Annotated in this window: 15 protein-coding genes; 4 read left to right on the forward strand and 11 right to left on the reverse strand. The window is 50.9% G+C overall.

What is annotated here, in order from left to right; all coding sequences use genetic code 11:
* Positions 1–34: 34 nt before the first annotated feature.
* Positions 35–3,166, forward strand: coding sequence for an efflux RND transporter permease subunit (locus INP77_RS04500; RefSeq protein ID WP_194747654.1), 3,132 nt, complete (start codon positions 35–37; stop codon positions 3,164–3,166).
* A gap of 20 nt (positions 3,167–3,186) precedes the next feature.
* Here INP77_RS04500 and INP77_RS04505 read toward each other — a convergent pair whose 3' ends face one another.
* From INP77_RS04505 to INP77_RS04520, 4 genes are read right to left on the reverse strand one after another with little or no spacing between them, the layout of a single operon-like run.
* Positions 3,187–3,852, reverse strand: a complete 666-nt coding sequence (locus INP77_RS04505) for a hypothetical protein (RefSeq protein ID WP_194747655.1) — start codon at positions 3,850–3,852, stop codon at positions 3,187–3,189.
* Positions 3,853–3,868: 16 nt separating this feature from the next.
* Positions 3,869–5,314: an aminodeoxychorismate synthase component I gene (gene pabB, locus INP77_RS04510; protein WP_194748429.1), complete on the reverse strand. Its 1,446-nt coding sequence runs from the start codon at positions 5,312–5,314 to the stop codon at positions 3,869–3,871.
* On the reverse strand, positions 5,311–6,363 hold the full coding sequence (locus INP77_RS04515) for a hydantoinase/oxoprolinase family protein (RefSeq protein ID WP_194747656.1): 1,053 nt from the start codon (positions 6,361–6,363) through the stop codon (positions 5,311–5,313). The genes pabB and INP77_RS04515 overlap by 4 nt, the downstream gene beginning before the upstream one ends.
* A complete protein-coding gene (locus INP77_RS04520; RefSeq protein ID WP_194747657.1) occupies positions 6,350–7,426 on the reverse strand; it encodes an ATP-grasp domain-containing protein in 1,077 nt (358 codons plus the stop codon). The genes INP77_RS04515 and INP77_RS04520 overlap by 14 nt, the downstream gene beginning before the upstream one ends.
* Between INP77_RS04520 and INP77_RS04525 the strand changes: the two genes are divergently transcribed.
* The gene (locus INP77_RS04525; RefSeq protein WP_194747658.1) at positions 7,421–8,128 is read left to right on the forward strand and encodes a HisA/HisF-related TIM barrel protein; all 708 of its coding nucleotides are present in this window, start codon (positions 7,421–7,423) and stop codon (positions 8,126–8,128) included. The two genes, INP77_RS04520 and INP77_RS04525, sit on opposite strands and share 6 nt — an antisense overlap.
* Positions 8,129–8,174: 46 nt before the next feature.
* Here the strand turns inward: INP77_RS04525 and hxlB are convergent, their stop codons facing one another.
* The 3 genes from hxlB to tal form a co-directional block, all read right to left on the reverse strand.
* Entirely contained in the window at positions 8,175–8,711 is a 537-nt protein-coding gene (gene hxlB, locus INP77_RS04530) for a 6-phospho-3-hexuloisomerase (protein WP_091470596.1), read from the reverse strand.
* Positions 8,712–8,816: 105 nt separating this feature from the next.
* Entirely contained in the window at positions 8,817–9,449 is a 633-nt protein-coding gene (hxlA, locus tag INP77_RS04535) for a 3-hexulose-6-phosphate synthase (RefSeq protein ID WP_194747659.1), read from the reverse strand.
* Between the two features lie 172 nt (positions 9,450–9,621).
* Entirely contained in the window at positions 9,622–10,575 is a 954-nt protein-coding gene (gene tal, locus INP77_RS04540) for a transaldolase (RefSeq protein ID WP_194747660.1), read from the reverse strand.
* Between the two features lie 274 nt (positions 10,576–10,849).
* Here tal and INP77_RS04545 point away from each other — a divergent pair, with 274 nt between their 5' ends.
* Both INP77_RS04545 and INP77_RS04550 read left to right on the forward strand, forming a co-directional pair.
* Positions 10,850–12,001 (forward strand): aromatic ring-hydroxylating dioxygenase subunit alpha, encoded by a 1,152-nt coding sequence (locus tag INP77_RS04545; RefSeq protein ID WP_194747662.1) that lies wholly within the window; start codon positions 10,850–10,852, stop codon positions 11,999–12,001.
* Between the two features lie 26 nt (positions 12,002–12,027).
* A complete protein-coding gene (locus INP77_RS04550; RefSeq protein ID WP_255521178.1) occupies positions 12,028–12,927 on the forward strand; it encodes a DMT family transporter in 900 nt (299 codons plus the stop codon).
* A 106-nt stretch (positions 12,928–13,033) separates the two neighbouring features.
* On the opposite strand, the gene INP77_RS04555 is transcribed toward INP77_RS04550, so the two are convergent.
* The 4 genes from INP77_RS04555 to INP77_RS04570 form a co-directional block, all read right to left on the reverse strand.
* On the reverse strand, positions 13,034–13,654 hold the full coding sequence (locus tag INP77_RS04555; RefSeq protein ID WP_194748431.1) for a response regulator transcription factor: 621 nt from the start codon (positions 13,652–13,654) through the stop codon (positions 13,034–13,036).
* A 29-nt stretch (positions 13,655–13,683) separates the two neighbouring features.
* Positions 13,684–15,021 (reverse strand): ATP-binding protein, encoded by a 1,338-nt coding sequence (locus INP77_RS04560; protein WP_228518731.1) that lies wholly within the window; start codon positions 15,019–15,021, stop codon positions 13,684–13,686.
* 91 nt (positions 15,022–15,112) lie between these two features.
* Positions 15,113–15,925, reverse strand: coding sequence for a polyphosphate kinase 2 family protein (locus INP77_RS04565; RefSeq protein WP_194747664.1), 813 nt, complete (start codon positions 15,923–15,925; stop codon positions 15,113–15,115).
* 164 nt (positions 15,926–16,089) lie between these two features.
* Positions 16,090–16,725 (reverse strand): DUF2971 domain-containing protein, encoded by a 636-nt coding sequence (locus INP77_RS04570; protein ID WP_194747665.1) that lies wholly within the window; start codon positions 16,723–16,725, stop codon positions 16,090–16,092.
* Between the last annotated feature and the right edge of the window lie 255 nt (positions 16,726–16,980).

Genomic DNA, 16,980 nt, shown 5'->3' on the forward strand with positions numbered 1-16,980 from the left:
TGCAACTGTTTGAAAAAAATAGAGATTTCAAACCATGATGGCAGCCCTAGTCAGATTTTCCATCCGCTTTTACGGTGTCATCATCGGCCTGGCCCTGCTGGTAGTACTGTATGGTGTTTATAGCCTGCAGCAGAGCGACCTGAATGTTTTTCCAGAGTTTGCGCCAACACAGGTGGTGATTCAAACCGAATCGCCGGGCTTGTCCGCCAGCCTGGTAGAAAAAATGGTGACACAACCGATTGAAAACGTGCTCTCCGGATCGATAGGCATCAAAAGCTTACGTTCGCAGTCGATTCCAGGCTTGTCCATCGTCACCGTCGTTTTCCAGGACAAGTCAGACATATACCGCAATCGGCAAATGGTTGCGGAGCACCTGAATATGCTGGGCAATCTGCTACCTGCAGGCATTATTCCCAAAATGACCCCGCTGACCTCGTCCGCCAGTACCGTTCTCGGGCTGGGTATTACCTCGGAGAAGCTGTCGCTGATGGCGCTACGGACCCTGGTCGATTGGCAACTGACTCCGCATTTGATGAGCATACCTGGCGTGGCTGACGTCAATGTCTATGGCGGACAAGTGCGTCAGTTTCAAATCAAGATTGATCCGCGCAAATTGATGCTATACCAGCTGAATGTGCAAGATGTCGTCAATGCGGCCTCCCGCGCAACTGGAGTCAGAGGGGCCGGGTTTATCCAAAATGACAATCAGCGCCTCATTCTGAATATGCAAGGGCAAACCACGACACCACAGCAACTCGCACACATTACCCTGCTCCGCAAACTTGGCCGGACCATTCGCATCAGCGATGTGGCCGAAGTCGCAGAAGGTGCGGCCCCCTCCATTAGCAGTGCGGCGATCAATGGCAAGGTGGGCGTCTATCTATCGGTGCAAGGGCAATTGGGGGCCAACGTATACGCCCTCACCAAACAGCTGGAGCAAAAACTGGCAGAGATACAGCCCAGCTTGCAACGCGCGCAAGCAACCTTGCACACCGGCCTGTTCCGCCCGGCCAACTTTATTGAAACGGCGATTCACAGCCTGCGCTCCGATATCTTGATTGGTTCCATACTAGTCATCGCCGTCTTGTTTGTATTTTTGTTCAACGTGCGTACGGCAGTCATTTCTGCCACCGCCATTCCCTTGTCACTGCTAACCGCCATTGTGGTGCTCTACCAGTGTGGTGCAGGCCTCAACATCATGGTGCTGGGGGGACTGGCGATTGCATTGGGCGAAGTGGTGGATGACGCCATTATTGATACGGAAAATATTTTCCGCCGCCTGCGCGAAAACCGCCAGCTCGCACAGCCACAACCGCTGTCAACCGTGGTTTTTCAAGCTTCGATGGAGGTGCGCAGTTCGGTGGTCTACGCCACCATGATTGTCGCGCTGGTATTTTTACCGTTGCTGACCTTAACAGGGGTGGCAGGCAAATTGTTCGCGCCATTGGGCTACGCTTATATTTCTGCCATCTTAGCCTCATTATTCGTCGCGCTCACCCTTACCCCCGCACTCTGTTATCTGTTGCTGGCGAAAGCGCCTTTAGATGCGCAAGAATCACCTTTATTACACTGGCTCAAGCACCGTTATGTCGCCCTGCTCCACCGCATTGAACAGCATTATCAGCTCATTCTGCTGAGCAGCTTTGTGTGTATTGCACTCGGCCTGGCCCTGCTGCCTTTATTCAGGAGCCAATTTATTCCCTCCCTGCATGAAGGGCACTACGTACTGCACATGACTACTGTGCCGGGGACTTCAGAGCTGCAGTCACTCAAGCTGGGCAATCAGGTTACTAAAACCCTGCTGGAAATCCCCGGAGTGAAAACGGTCGCCCAATGGGTAGGCCGGGCCCCGAATGCAGCAGATACGTTTGGCACGCACTACAGCGAGTTTGAGGTCGAAACTGGCACCTTGCCCGGCGCTGAGCAGGAGCGTATTTTTCATGCCATCCGAGAGGAGCTGGCTGGCGAATCCACGGACGAAGAGGATGACGGTAAAGTGGAGGTTGGATTTGTCGGCGCCAATTTTGCCATGAATACTTTTTTAACCGAGCGGATTGAAGAAACCATCTCGGGTTACGCCGCTGGCCTGGTGATTAATATTTACGGCCAGGACCTGGATGCCCTGGACAGGGATGCACAAAAAGTCGCCAGTGTATTGGCCGGGATACGCGGCATTCGTGATGTTATGGTGCAATCCCCGCCTGAAACGCCAGAGATTGTGATTCGGCTCAAACAGGAAAAACTGGCATTGTGGGGGTTGCAGCCTATGGACGTCCTGGAGACGGTTAAAGCCTGCTATGAAGGGGTGCCGGTCAACCAGGTTTACATTGGCAATCGAGCGGTCGGTGTCAGCGTGCTGCTCAATGATGCTGCACGCGACGATATTGCCGATATGCGCAACCTGCCCATTTTCAACCCCGAAGGCCAGATGCTCAAGCTGTCTGATGTCGCTTATGTTGCGCAGGAAGGTGGACGGTCAAAAATCCTGCATTCAGGTGCCAAACGCATCCAAACTGTCACCGCCAATATGGCCGGGCGTGACCAGGCATTATTGCTTAAACAGATACAAAGCGCTTTACATGAAAAGATGACACTCAATCCCGGCAACTATCTTGAATTTTCGGGTGAGGCTGAAGCTAACGCGCAATCGCGTCAGGACCTAATTGTTCATTCGCTGGTCGCTGGCATCGCCATTTTTCTCATGCTATACATGGCGTTTGGCCGGCTGCGTAACCTGCTGCTAGCCTTTGCCAATCTGCCTTTTGCCTTGATTGGCGGCGTAGTGGTGACCTTTTTTAGTGGCGGCTGGATCTCGGTAGGCACATTGGTGGGGTTCGTCACCTTGTTTGGCATCACGTTGCGCAACTCCATCATGATGGTATCGCACTTCCAGCATCTGGTGGATCATGAAGGCTGTGAATGGAATCTGGAAACCTGCATTCGTGGCGCCTCAGAACGGCTGCCTTCGGTGCTGATGACCGCATTGGTAACGGCGTTAGGCTTACTCCCGCTCGCCATTGGCAGCGGCGAACCCGGGCGGGAGATTGAAGGCCCGATGGCGACCATTATTGTCGGCGGGCTGGTGTCTTCAACAATTCTTAATTTGCTGATTCTGCCCACGATCATGCTGCATTTTGGCAAGTTTGAGCAGACAGCCCCTCAATAATGCGCCTGGCTAAACCTGCATTACGCAGTTGAAATACTCGTCACGCCACAACGATCAAAATGGCTGGCATCAAAGCCGTGCTCGCACAGCATGTATTGACTCTGATGCACCACCCGGGTTTTAAACCGCGCCAGCTTGAGGAGCGCAGTAACTCCAGTGTCTATCATGCCCATCTCCTGCAATTGCGGCAATGTCAGCGCCTGGTCTAGGCTCAGCAAGCGTTCATCAGACTTCACCAGCAACAACTGACAAGCATCCAGTTGCAAAGCCAACCACGCGGCCAGGCTATCCGAGGTCACGTCCCAGCTGTGCGGCAGCGGATATTCCGTGGCAAATGCCTGGTTTAATGCCATTTCACTCGGCAACCAGACCAGGCCACGGTGTTGCCAGCCACGCTCTGCAATTTCAAAGGGATTACGCACCAGAGTTAGCGCGGGCATCATCGCTACCAGGCTACGTGCCATTTGATCCATGGCGTAAATTGCCAGCGCATGCGCCTGACTGTCATCGATATGTCCCTCAGGCATCGTCGCCCGCAAACGCTGGAACTCACGTACCGCATCAGCATACACACCGCCCCCGGGGACGATGATCACCTTACCATCCCCCCAGCGCACCACCAGCTTTAGCCATTGCATCAGGCTATCATAGTGGGTCACGCTACCCCCTAGCTTGATCACCCACATCGCATCTTCCTGAACATTAGTTTTTTGCTGACCATTCGTTTTTTGTTTTAAATGCCGCAACCAGCTTGAAGAACTGCGACGCCTTGTCAAAGGTTTCCTGATACTCTTTGGCGCAATCCGAATCAGCGACAATGCCACCGCCGGCAAAAAACGTCATGCGGTCTTGGGCAATGACCGCCGTTCTAATCGCAATATTCGTATCCATACAACCATCAAAGCCAATGTAGCCGATACTGCCGCAATAAATCCCACGCCGATGCGGCTCCAACTCCTCAATAATCTCCATCGCACGCAACTTGGGCGCACCGGTAATGGAGCCGCCAGGGAAGCAACCGCGCAGCAAATCCAGCGCATGAAACCCATTGGCCAGCTGACCACGAACGATGCTGACCAGATGATGCACATTGGTAAATCGCTGCAATTTGAATAACGCTTCGACCTTCACCGAGCCGACGGCACACACTTTGCCAATGTCGTTGCGCAGCAGATCAACAATCATGAGGTTCTCGGCGCGGTCCTTGATACAGCCGGATAACTCCTGAGCAATCGCCGCATCTTGCTCAGCATCTTGGTGACGCGGACGAGTGCCTTTGATCGGACGCGTTTCCACCTGTTGATCCACCACCTGCAAAAAACGCTCAGGCGACATGGAAAGAACCGAAACAGGCAAGCCCTCTCCGTCCTCCACTTGCATCAACGCCATAAAAGGCGCACGGCTCAATTGCCGGAAATGATCATACGCCTGACAGGCGTCACCGCGCACCTCCACGGCAAAACGCTGCGCAAGGTTAATCTGATAGCAATCCCCGGCACGGATGTAATCTTTGACGCGTGTAAAGGCCTGAGCATAAGCGGCTTGATCCAGATTGGCCTCTACGTTGCCGACGACTTCAAATGGTACGCTATTGCGTTCTGGCGCCGTGGATAGCAGCCTGGCATGCAGCTGCTCAAGCCCTGCTTGATCCAGATAGCGTAAATGCGAAACCAGCTTGCACTGCCGTGCGTGATGATCCACGATGATCGCCCAGTCATAAATGCCCACCATCATCTCTGGCAACGGCACGTCCTGTTGCGCCATCACTGGGATTTTTTCAATACTGCGACCCAAGTCATAGGCAAAATAGCCGAGGGCGCCCCCCGCAAACGGAACCTCAGGGGTACGTTCAACAGGATGAGAGAGCAACCATTGCTGAATGGCTTTGAAAGGATCTTCTTCCGTGCGGGTGCGCTGCTGATCAACCAGCACGTCTGTGTGCGGATGCCGATGAATTATTCTCGCCACAGGGGCAGCCACCACAATATCAAAGCGCGCGCCCAGGCTGATCTCTTCATCCACGGTCGCGACTGCATCTGTTTTCTCAATCTGCCCACTTTCAAGCAACATGGGCCAAGTGAGGTCTCTCACCTGCTTGAACCAATGCATGCCTTCAGCATACGGGAGCGTCAGCGTATTCAATGTCATTGCTGCCATAACCTCGCCACTGCATAGGCCGGAAAACACACCTCTGCATCCTTTTTTAAACTTGCCTCAGCAGCCTCTACCACAGCAGAAGCAGCGTAGTACTTCATCCCCAATTCGTCAGCCAATTGGCTGACCAGAAAGCTGCCCGCACCAAGACCCACCAAGGTCTGCGGGCGGTCTTGCCCCTGCGCGATTACTGCCTGAATACTGTGCTTGATTAAGGTGAGCTGCGCCGCTTTAAACGCCTGCGCCAGAGACTGCCAGAGGTTGTCCTCGGCTGATTCGACATCATGCCCAACCATACGAGCGATGCGCCGCATGCTTTCTAACAGCGATTTGCCTTGACCATCCGCCGTGTCTGCCAGGTCATCGCTGGCCGGCAGCTCGCCCAAAATACGGTAGACATCCGCCGTGGTGGCAAAATACTCGGCAGCGATATGCCGCTGTGCACCTTGCCATTCAATAAATGGCCCCAGCGCCATCAGCGGCGTGCGGACGACACCGGTATAACAGAGTCCAGATTGCCGCATACGTTCGGCATCTGTCCAGCCTGAGGGCAAGACCTGTTGCTGCTGACATCGTGTCAGATCGCAAGTCGTACTGCCGATATCAACCACAACCATCGCGGCATCAGGCAAGGCCATGGCAAGACATTGTGCTGAGGCATGCCAATTCATCGATGCAATCGTTTCCGCCTGGCCTGTCACATTGTCGGTAAAGGTCATGCCTGAACGCTTTGTGGCCTGATAAAACCTGGCGGCTGGCAAATAGCGATGGACCGTTTCCGCAATTGCTTGTACGCCTTGTGCCCGATTTTCAAATAAATCCACTAACTCGCCGGTCATGGTAATGACATGATCACATTCGTCCGCCGACAATTGCCAGTCATGCAACAGCTGCTTGATGGCCTCTTCCAATCTCGGCAGGCCTTTCCATAAAGCGCATGCCTGCTGTGAAACGTTGAGTACCTGCGATTGTGTATCCAGCATCACCGCTTTGACATGCGCACCGCCAATATCCCATCCAATGACAGGTTTAGACCTGGTCATATCCCCCCTCTTGCAATGTGTTCAGCGTGAGTCTTAGCGAGCTGCTAGCCACGTCTGCTTGTAACTGATTGTTTAATACTGCCTGCAGAATGACTCCTGCCGGATTGCTGTTCATTATCCTCGACAATCCAATATACGGAGTGGTTAATCGTGGATTGATTTCAACCAGAACCAAGGCGCCCGCTGCATTCAAAATCATATCCGCCCCCCAATAACCGATCAGGCCCGGGATCGCACGATGCACTTGCTCGGCCAGTCGCTGCATGGCGAGGATCTGATCCGTCGCTTCGTTGACACCAGCCCCGTTAAAAGTAAATTCACCATTGACGATTTTCACCTGCTGGCGATGCGCAGCGATCACTTTTACCTCGGTAGTGGTGGCCACCACCGACATGCTCAAGGCGATGCCAGGCACATAGGGCTGTAGCAAAAATCGCGTCAGACTCAGCAAGGAATTATTGATTAAATTATTTTTAAATTCAATCAGTTCAGAATCTTTTTTAAAGTAATATGTTGCAGTGCAACCCGCGCCATCATCAGGTTTCACTACCCAGCCATGGAACTGCCCCTGACCATACCAGGGGAGTGACTCCAATGTTATCAATTCATCCAATAAGACATGCGGCATCACTGACACACCGGCCTGGTGACAAAGCTCAGCCATGCATGCCTTGCTAGTGGTATCGGCAATAGCCTGTGCCGTGCATCCGACCCAGGGAATGCCAATGTCTTGCACCAGATGACACAACGCTTGCAGAATCCCCTGCGTTTCGGGTGCGATCACCCAACAGGCATCAATGTCTTGCTCAGCGAGTTGCTGTTGCCATACCGAATGCGCATTTTCATGCGCCTCTATAACAACACTCTGCGCCATTGCAGGCGGCATCACGCGGTAGTCATGGCTAGTGATACAATCCATGCCCAGCGCAGCCAGGTCTGCCAATAGGGCATCTCGCATCAACAGCCCTTCCTGCAGCAAACTGGCAGGCAAGGCTTCTGCAACCAAGCCGCCGGCGCTGATGTATTCACAAACCCAGATTTTGAAACGAGTGGTATTTTGCATATTATTCCCGTCATCGATTTGATGCATGGCCAGGTGGTCCAGGCCATACAAGGCCAGCGCCAGCACTACCGTCCTATTCAATCGCAACTGACGGAGAGCCATGCCCTGATCGATATCGTGGCAGCTATTTTACAAGTTTATCCGTTTGACTGCCTGTATATTGCAGATTTAAATGCCATCACTGGCCAAGGCACGTTGCCGAACCACCTGTCCTTGATCCAGCAGGCGATGGTCGAGTTCCCGCAATTAGCCTGGTGGATAGACGCAGGTTTTCAAACCGCCGACCAGCTGATTCCTTGGCAATCTGCCCGCATCACCCCTATTCTGGCCAGTGAGTCTATGCAAGATGATCAAACCTATGCACAAATGCGGCAAACGTGCCCAAACAGCCTACTCTCGCTGGACTTTTTCCAAGATGGCTTTCATGGGCCCACCCAACTGCTCTCAGCGCCACAGCAATGGACACACCCCACCATCGTCATGAGCTTGTCCAAGGTCGGGGCAAATCGCGGCCCAGACCATACACAACTGGCCACGCTCAAAGCGCAGCATCCGCAACAAGCTTTATATGCCGCTGGTGGCGTACGTGATGCGCAAGATATTGAAACCTTATCGCAGGCAGGCGCCAGCGGCGTATTGATCGCCAGTGCGCTACATCAAAAGCAACTCACAGCACATGATTTATCCAAATGGGGCGCATAAAAAAACCGGTCATACGACCGGTTTTTTATAGGCCAAGCCTAAACACTTACTCAAGGTTTGCATGCAATGCGCGCATGCCTTCTTCTGTCAGGCCTTTAGCATGAATCAATTCAGAAATCGCGCCTTCAAGGAATACCAAGGTCGACAGCTCGAACTGACCACCCATAGGCATGCCTTTGACCAGTGGGAAGCTGTCATCCTGACCAATTTGAATCACCAGGTCAGCCACATCTGCCATGGCAGAAGTTTTCTTCATGGAGATAACCACCAGTTTTGCGCCCACTTCTTTGGCTTTTTTCACAAATGGCAGCAACGTCGCTGTACCACCGGAACCAGAAACCAATACCAGCAAGTCACCTTTTTTGATGGCTGGAGTCACCACTTCACCGATCATGTAAACGCTGTAACCGGAGTGTACCAGGCGCATGGCAAAGAAACGTGAGACCAGCAGTGAGCGACCTGCGCCACCAATGAACGTAGAACCTGCCTCATCAACCAACTTGAGCAGCTCAGCTGCTTTTGATTTGTCGGTCACGTCAAGAATGCGTTTCAGGTTGTCCAGAATAAATTGTTGATGATCCATTTTTAAATCCTGTGTAAACATAAAATTGAATAAAAAACCCGACACATTACTGGGTCGGGTTTTTATGATCGCTAATCAATAATTGCTTATTGATGCTTAAATGAATTAAGCGTGAGCGATAGCAGTGATTTCTGCAGCAGCAGCAGCTGGGTCAGCAGCGCCGTAGATAGCAGCACCAGCAACGATGATAGTCGCGCCAGCGTCACGTACTTGAGCAGCTGTAGCAGCTTTAACGCCACCAGCAACAGAGATGTCAACACCCAGGTTCAAACCGGCAACAGCAGCCAGGTCAGCAAATGGAGTTTGACCAGCAGCTTGTTGGTCCAAACCAGTGTGGATACCGATGATGTGTGCACCAGCAGCAGCAACTTCTTTAGTTTTAGCAACTTTGTCTTCAACGCTGATCAGGTCAACTTGAGCTTTTTTGCCGTATTTGTTAGCCGCTTTGATTACGCCTTTGATTGTACCGATGTCGGATACGCCCAAAACTACGCAGATGTCAGCACCAGCTTTGTAGAATGGCTCAGACTCGTACTCACCAGCGTCCATAGTTTTCAGGTCAACCAGGATCTTGTTGTTTGGGAACTTAGCGCGCAGAGTTTCCAGCAATTTGATACCGTTGTGCTTGATGCATGGTGTACCGATTTCCAGAATGTCAACGTGTGGAGCAACTTTTTCTGCCAAAGCGATAGTTGCGTCGAAATCCAATGAGTCTAATGCCATTTGTGTTAATGCCATGTTTTTCTCCAAAAGTTAAAATTTAAATGCTATTGCTAGCGTACTACCAATTCAAGCTGGTCGCCCATAGTAAGCTCGCAGCCAAAATAAGTCAATGTTGCAGGCCAATTTATGCCTGACTTAAAAGCCACACGGGCAGATCACTGCCCGTGTGCATTATCGCATGGCGATATTACAGTTTTGCGGCTAATGCAGCTTCCAGTTTGTTCTGGTCAGCCACGAAACCACGGATACCTTCAGCCAATTTTTCTGTCGCCATTGGATCCTGATTCAATTCAAAGCGGAACTGCTCTTCTGTCAATTTGGCAGGCACTTCTTTGGTTTTTCCACCATCTTTCAACACTTGAGTCAATGTACCTTCAGTTGCAGCCAACTCTTGCAGCAGGTTTGGAGACACGGTCAAACGGTCACAACCAGCCAAGGCAATCAGCTCGCCAGTGTTACGGAAAGAAGCACCCATTACCACGGTTTTGTAACCGTGCTCTTTATAGTACTGGTAGATTGCGCGCACAGAAACTACACCTGGGTCAGTTTCTTGTGTGTACTCAGTGCCTGGGTTTTTCGCTTTGTACCAGTCGAGGATACGGCCAACGAATGGGGAGATCAGGAATACGCCAGCTTCAGCACACGCACGGGCTTGACCAAAACCAAACAGCAAAGTCAGGTTACATTGGATGCCTTCTTTTTCCAGAATCTCACCGGCCTTAATACCTTCCCAGGTAGAAGCCAGTTTGATCAATACGCGATCTTTGCTGATGCCAGACTCTTGGTACAGGCTGATCAATTTGCGACCTTTAGCAACCATCGCGTCGATATTGAAAGACAGACGTGCATCCACTTCTGTAGAAATACGGCCTGGAACCACTTTCGTGATTTCAGCGCCAATCAACACAGCCAATTTATCCGCTGCGTTTTCAATTTGTTGCTCTTTAGAGCCGCCTTGTGCTTTAGCATAAGCAATGGCAGTGTCAATCAATGGTGCGTATTCAGGGATTTGGCTAGCCTTCAACACCAGAGATGGGTTTGTGGTTGCATCCACAGGTTTAACACTTTTGATTGCTTCAACATCACCAGTGTCAGCCACGATGGTTGTCATTGCTTTCAACTGATCTAATAAATTTGCCATTCGATTGCTCCTAAAAATTGCAATTATCGTTTACGTATTGTTATACACAAAAACCTCGAACATTATAACTGAATTTATTTGAGTTGGTTAAGCCTCGTTTTGGCCTTGGATAAGCCCCGGGGCCAGGTCTACCTCACACACAACGCGTATTTTTTTGATTAAAATCAAATGATTGAGCCGGATTTTTACAGTGAATAAAGGCGCTTTGACTTTTCATTTACCCCCTTTTCGGGCACAATTCACCTTTTTTGCAAGTAATCTATCCGTTGGGCATATGGGCTCTGTCACCTCTTTAAATAAAGAACACCATCAGACTCGCTTCGCACAATTACCCGTAGACTGGTATCTCAACCCGGAAATCTATGCGCTGGAGCAGGCGCATTTGTTTTCCTTGCTGCCACAATACATGGGGCATACGCGCATGGTGCCTAACGCCGGAGACTACCGGGCGCTGGATTGGATGCACGACGCCGTGGCCTTGGTCAACCAGCAAGGCACGCCTCAACTGATCAGCAATATTTGCCGTCACCGGCAAGCAGTCATGCTCAATGGACAAGGCAATACGCAACATATCGTCTGTCCGCTTCATCGCTGGACATACGACCTGAGCGGACAATTGCTCGGCGCCCCGCATTTTGAGCAAACCCCTTGCCTGCACCTTGAAAAACAATCCCTGACAGAATGGCAAGGCCTGCTTTTTAAAGCGAACGAGACCACTGGCAAACAAAAAGGTCTGGAGATTAGCCAGGTGTTAAAAACGCTTGGTTGCAAGCAGGACTTTGACTTCACCGGCTATTATTTTGATTCGGCGATTGTGGATCACTATGATTTCAACTGGAAGACTTTTATCGAAGTCTACCTGGAAGACTACCATGTAGGCCCTTTCCACCCTGGCCTGAACCAGTTTGTTGATTGTGGTGAACTGCACTGGGAATTTGGCGAACACTACAGCGTACAAACCGTGGGCTACAAACCGCTGCCAGATTACAGCCTGTCGCCAGTCTACAAGCAGTGGCAACAAACGGTCACCGATTACCAACAAGGCACCGCGCCCAAATACGGCGCCATCTGGTTCGTCATGTATCCTTTCCTGATGATCGAGTGGTACCCCAATGTGTTGGTCGTCTCCCACATCATCCCGACCGGCGTCGAGTCGTGCAAAAACGTGGTCGAATTTTACTATCCAGAAGATATTGCGCTGTTTGAGCGTGAATACATCAAAGCGCAGCAAGCGGCTTATTTTGAGACCGCAGTAGAAGATAAAGAAATCTGCCAGCGTATGCAGGATGGCCGCAAAGGCTTGTATCTGCTAGGTAAAGATGAGCGTGGCCCCTATCAGCACCCGATGGAAACAGGACTGGAACACTTCCATCAATGGTATCGCCGCCAGATGGAACCGCATCTACCTGCCCACTTGCCACGCTAACCGAACACACACCTTACTGTTTCCGCTTGAAAAAACCACCTTCCCCACGCTCCTGGCACCCCCAACATTGGCAGCTGGGTAGCTACTGGATGTTGCTGGCAGGCTTGGGGTTTGCCATCATGGGCGCATTTGTCAAAGCAGGCGCAGCACGCTTCACCACCAGTGAACTGGTGTTTTACCGCTCTGCCTTTGGCTTTGTGATGATTGCCGCCATCGTTTACGGTCAAGGCAAGCAGATAAAAACACCACTACTCAATATGCAGTTACGCAGGGCCGGCGTGGGGTTCACGGCCTTGCTGCTATTTTTCTATGCCATCGCGCATTTACCGCTGGCCACAGCCATTACACTCAATTACACCTCGCCCATGTTCCTCGCGCTGCTCTCCCCCTGGCTGCTCACAGGCGACCAGCCACTGACGCGCCAACAGCGGTTGAGGCTTAATCTATGCGTGGTGGGAGGCTTTATTGGCATTTGCCTGCTTTTGCAACCTACGTTCCATCGCGAGCAATGGCTGGCCGGGGGCGTGGGTCTGCTCTCAGGCATTGGGGCAGCGCTCGCCTATGTCCACGTCAAACAACTGGGGATACAAGGCGAACCCGACTGGCGTACCGTCTTTTACTTCACACTGGTGTGCACGATTGCCAGTGGCGGCTGGATGTTGATCGACCATGTCACAGCTCTACGCTGGCAAGACCTGCCATTATTGTGCGGTCTCGGCCTGTCGGCAACCCTGAGCCAACTGGCGCTTACCCGCGCTTACCGCACAGGCAACACCTTGACGGTGGCAAGCCTGGCTTATAGCACCATCGTCTTTGCCACCCTGCTTGGGATCCTCTTCTGGGCAGAAGCCCTGAGTCTGCTTGAAACAGCAGGCATGCTGTTGATTATCGCCTTTGGTGTTTTAAGTACCCGCAGCCGCGCTTAAAGTAATCCCAAGGCCTTACCCTCCCCCAAAAATGCAATAAAAAAAGTCATTCTTATTGCTAAGAATGACTTTTTATTAAAGACCTAAGCTGGTTTTAATTGAACGCTTATGGCTCTAGCAAGCCACAACGCATCGCAATCAGCGCAATCTCGGCAGAGTTTTGTGCGTTGAGTTTTTGTTTGATGTTATACAGGTGCGTGCCCACGGTACGCGGACTCAAAAACAAGGTTTCAGCAATCTCGTTGGTGGATTTGCCTCGCGCCAGCGACATAAACACTTCAAACTCACGTTCGCTGAGCACATCGACTGGATTTTGCTCACCTGATAATTGCTGAATCGCCATTTGCTGGGCCACGCTGGCTTCAAGATACTTTTTGCCTTGTGCCACACTGCGGATGGCTTTGATCAACTCTTCCGCCGCACTGCGTTTGGTGACATAGCCCATCGCACCGGCATTTAGCACGCGCTTGGGATGCACGGAGTCTTCATGTGCAGACAGTACAAGGATACGCGCGTGGCTGTCTTTGGCGAGAATCCGCTCAATCGCCTCCATGCCGCCGATACCAGGCATGGTGATATCCATCACCACCACTTGCGGATGATGCTCCTGATAGGCCTTGATGGCTGCCTCGCCGCTTTCAGCCTCAGCAATCACCTTGATATCCTGGTCGGACTCCAGCAACATTTTAAAACCCATCCTGACCACGGCATGGTCATCCACCAGCATTACACTAATCACACTTGTCTCCCCTTTATTTATGCTGATTGTATAGGCAACCGAACTTCCAGGGTGGTTCCACGGCCAGCATCTGGCTGCGAAACTACTTTAAATTGCCCATGCAATGCTTGTACACGTTCACGCATGCCCAGCAAGCCAAAATGCTTGGTCTGGTCCACGTTGTCGATATGCATCCCCACGCCATCATCACAGATCATCAGGCGCAAGCCATCCTTATCCAGCAGCAAATGCACATTGATACATTGTGCATGCGCGTGCTTGATGGCGTTATTCACCGCCTCTTGCACAATGCGGTAAAGATTGATGTTCACATTCTCGCCCATGGGCTGAAACTCGCCAGAGACATGCAGCTGTATGCTTAATTCTGGATGCTGCGCCTGGTAACCAGATATCATATCGCGCAAGGTTTCCACCAGGCCCATATTATCCATGGCGGCCGGACGTAACTGGCGGATGATATTGTGCATGCCGTCGTAAATATGGTTGGCCGCCGCCACGATGGTCTGCGCATTGGCAGAGATATCAGGCGTGGTCGCCTTGGTTTTGTTCACAATAGCCACGGCAAAGGTTTTGATCGCGGTCACATACTGGCCGAGCTCATCATGCAGCTCACGCGCCAGGCTGCGCCGCTCGTCTTCAATATGCTGCTGTATCAGTTGCGTAAGCTGGCGGTTTTGCTCCAACTGGCGCTCGGCATCCAGCGAGACAGCCATCTGGTTCAAGCTTTGGCCAATACGGTCAAACTCGGGCAAAGAGAAGCGCTCCAGGCGCGTTGTCAAATCACCCTGCTCTATGCGGTTAATCGCATGCAAAATATGCCTGACCGGGCGCAAGGCATGACTCAGCAAGCCATACACTAGCAAGTTGAGCAGCACAAAAAAACCAATGCCCATAATCATCAATTGCCTAAAGCCGGACCAAGCCTCCCGAATCGAGCCTTCTGCACTGGAGTGAACAATCAGCACCCCATACCGCACCCGGCGCGTCACGGTTTCGACCTTGGGAGCCACCAGGCGTACAAACCATTGTGGCGGGATGACCTCAGACTTAAAAGTGGAGCCGGGGGAAAGATACAACGGGTTATTGGCGTAGTCATACAACTCAATCCGGCTGCTGCGCACATAGCCCAAAGAGCGCAAAAAGTCCTGCAACACATAATGCGTCGGCCCCAGGCTGGGATTCATGGCAGAACTGACAATCACCGTATCCAGCAATTGCACCGTCACCCGCGTAGCCGCCTCCACCCGCTCACGAATACTGTCTTTGGTGTCGCGCACCAACACCACGCCTGCCGCGACCAAAAAAGCCAGCGACAGCATGGTGACTAAAAGATTTAACCTGAAACGTAAACTCATGGAGAGTGATGATAATCGCAATTGCCCTATTAGACTTTAACTACCGCGCATTCTCACAGCGTAAAATCATTAAATTCAACCAATCCGGCGCTTAGTCTTTAATCTTCAAAGCATCCCATTCCTTGGGTTTAGGCGGGTAAGCCAATGGCAGTTGATTCAGCGTCTCCAGCAACAAACGTGAAATCAGCAGATTGCGGTTGGTTTTAGAATTGGCCGGGATCACGTACCAAGGCGCATGTTCGGTAGAAGTGGCTTGCAAGGCAGACTCATACGCTTGCATATAATCCTCCCAAAGCGCGCGCTCCTCCAGGTCTTTCGGATTAAATTTCCAATGCTTGGTCGGTTCATCCAGACGCTCTTGTAGGCGCTCTTTTTGTTCCTCTTTCGAGATATGTAAAAAACACTTGATCAGTGTCGTGCCCGTCTCGGTCAACATACGCTCAAAATCGTTGATTTGCTGGTAACGGCGCTTGCATTCCACATCATCAATCCAGCCATGCACCTTCACAATCAGCACATCTTCATAATGACTGCGGTTAAAAATCACCAACTCACCTTTAGCCGGCACCTGCGCATGCACCCGCCACAAATAATCATGCGCCAGCTCATCAGCGCTAGGCGCTTTAAAACTCGCCAGACGAATGCCTAACGGGTCACAAGCACTGAACACATGCTTGACTGTGCCATCCTTGCCGCTGGTATCCATGCCCTGCAACAGCAAAATCACCTTATGCTTGCCCTCAGCATGCAAAATATCCTGCCGCGCATTAATCGCCTCAGTCAGTTTTGCCAACTCAGCTAAATCCTGCGCTTTATCTTCACTCCGCGCAGAACGGTCATCGGGAGAATATTGCTTGAGGGAGAATTTTTTAGGGTTGACGCGGTATTTTTCCAGCTTTTCCATAAGGCCTGCCAAGATCACAAAATCACAAGCAGTGTATCTCAAGCTGAGAGGGTTGCAAAAGGTCTGATTAGCTTGGGATCACAATACGTGGGCAACGAGTTGCCCACCCTGCTCGACAGGCCTGAGAAGTCCCGTCGGATCCTACTTCCAGCTTCATAGAACGGCTAGGTGTTTTTTACATACTGAAGCCAAGCCTCATTTGCAACCACTCTGGATTGTGTGATTGGTATATTTTCACAACCCTCAATAGACAATAATGTTTCTTTAGTAGCCTCAAATAACGATGGTGCCATCCAAGGGCTAAGCACAATTGAACGAATAACATCCAATTCTATAGTAATGGTTTTATATCTAAGAAATTCTGTTTTCGATGAATAGATAACTCTGTATTCGATTTCGTCTCGATACGCCTCTGCTTTAGTGAATGGCATATCGTTTAATTCAGAATATGAGGCCAGCAACTCCGTTGGCGACTTGTAATCAACAAGCCGGTGAGAAAAGCCCTGTTTTGGAATTGCCTTTAATAGCTTGTCCTTAAAGTAGTAGATACATACTCCTGCTGAGCCAGGGGAAAATACTTTCCAATGATGATACGTCTCAATCGCTTGAGAGAAACAGGCACTCAACAAAGTTTTTAACTCTCGACGTTCTGCATAGTGCGCTAATGTTCCGCGATCATTTGTATCGTCCCAGGTCATAGGGCTTAGTAGCGTTAATTCGCGATTCCGCAATACCGCTAAAGTTGCTGGCAAATCGGTATAACGCTTTAAGAAGCTTGCCTTGATGGACTTACTAGACATACGACAACACCTAACATAAATCAGACAAAAAACCGAATACACCCTCTTATTAAAGATACTGTAATAAAAACATACCAATTAATTTTTAGCACAAAATCAATTATTAATTTTATTATATCTCACCCAAATAAGGGTTTTTATGTAAAGCATATTAAGCAAACCTTTTTAAAGTTGCTAACTTTAATTGTTGACTAATTGCGGGTTGGGCTAACAGCAATCACTCCAAAAGCTGCTGATCTCTTTGGATTAAACGCC

It is taken from the genome of Methylophilus sp. 13, from assembly GCF_015354335.1.
GTDB lineage: Bacteria > Pseudomonadota > Gammaproteobacteria > Burkholderiales > Methylophilaceae > Methylophilus > Methylophilus glucosoxydans.

What these genes read in the sequence shown, in the direction of transcription:
- hxlA (WP_194747659.1), bottom strand. Translation starts at nt 9,449, where the DNA reads ATGGCATTAACACAAATGGCATTAGACTCATTGGATTTCGACGCAACT.
- tal (WP_194747660.1), bottom strand. Translation starts at nt 10,575, where the DNA reads ATGGCAAATTTATTAGATCAGTTGAAAGCAATGACAACCATCGTGGCT.
- INP77_RS04520 (WP_194747657.1), bottom strand. Translation starts at nt 7,426, where the DNA reads ATGCAAAATACCACTCGTTTCAAAATCTGGGTTTGTGAATACATCAGC.
- INP77_RS04555 (WP_194748431.1), bottom strand. Translation starts at nt 13,654, where the DNA reads ATGCTGGTGGATGACCATGCCGTGGTCAGGATGGGTTTTAAAATGTTG.
- INP77_RS04505 (WP_194747655.1), bottom strand. Translation starts at nt 3,852, where the DNA reads ATGTGGGTGATCAAGCTAGGGGGTAGCGTGACCCACTATGATAGCCTG.
- INP77_RS04500 (WP_194747654.1), top strand. Translation starts at nt 35, where the DNA reads ATGATGGCAGCCCTAGTCAGATTTTCCATCCGCTTTTACGGTGTCATC.
- INP77_RS04545 (WP_194747662.1), top strand. Translation starts at nt 10,850, where the DNA reads ATGGGCTCTGTCACCTCTTTAAATAAAGAACACCATCAGACTCGCTTC.
- pabB (WP_194748429.1), bottom strand. Translation starts at nt 5,314, where the DNA reads ATGACATTGAATACGCTGACGCTCCCGTATGCTGAAGGCATGCATTGG.
- INP77_RS04560 (WP_228518731.1), bottom strand. Translation starts at nt 15,021, where the DNA reads ATGAGTTTACGTTTCAGGTTAAATCTTTTAGTCACCATGCTGTCGCTG.
- INP77_RS04570 (WP_194747665.1), bottom strand. Translation starts at nt 16,725, where the DNA reads ATGTCTAGTAAGTCCATCAAGGCAAGCTTCTTAAAGCGTTATACCGAT.
- INP77_RS04565 (WP_194747664.1), bottom strand. Translation starts at nt 15,925, where the DNA reads ATGGAAAAGCTGGAAAAATACCGCGTCAACCCTAAAAAATTCTCCCTC.
- hxlB (WP_091470596.1), bottom strand. Translation starts at nt 8,711, where the DNA reads ATGGATCATCAACAATTTATTCTGGACAACCTGAAACGCATTCTTGAC.
- INP77_RS04515 (WP_194747656.1), bottom strand. Translation starts at nt 6,363, where the DNA reads ATGACCAGGTCTAAACCTGTCATTGGATGGGATATTGGCGGTGCGCAT.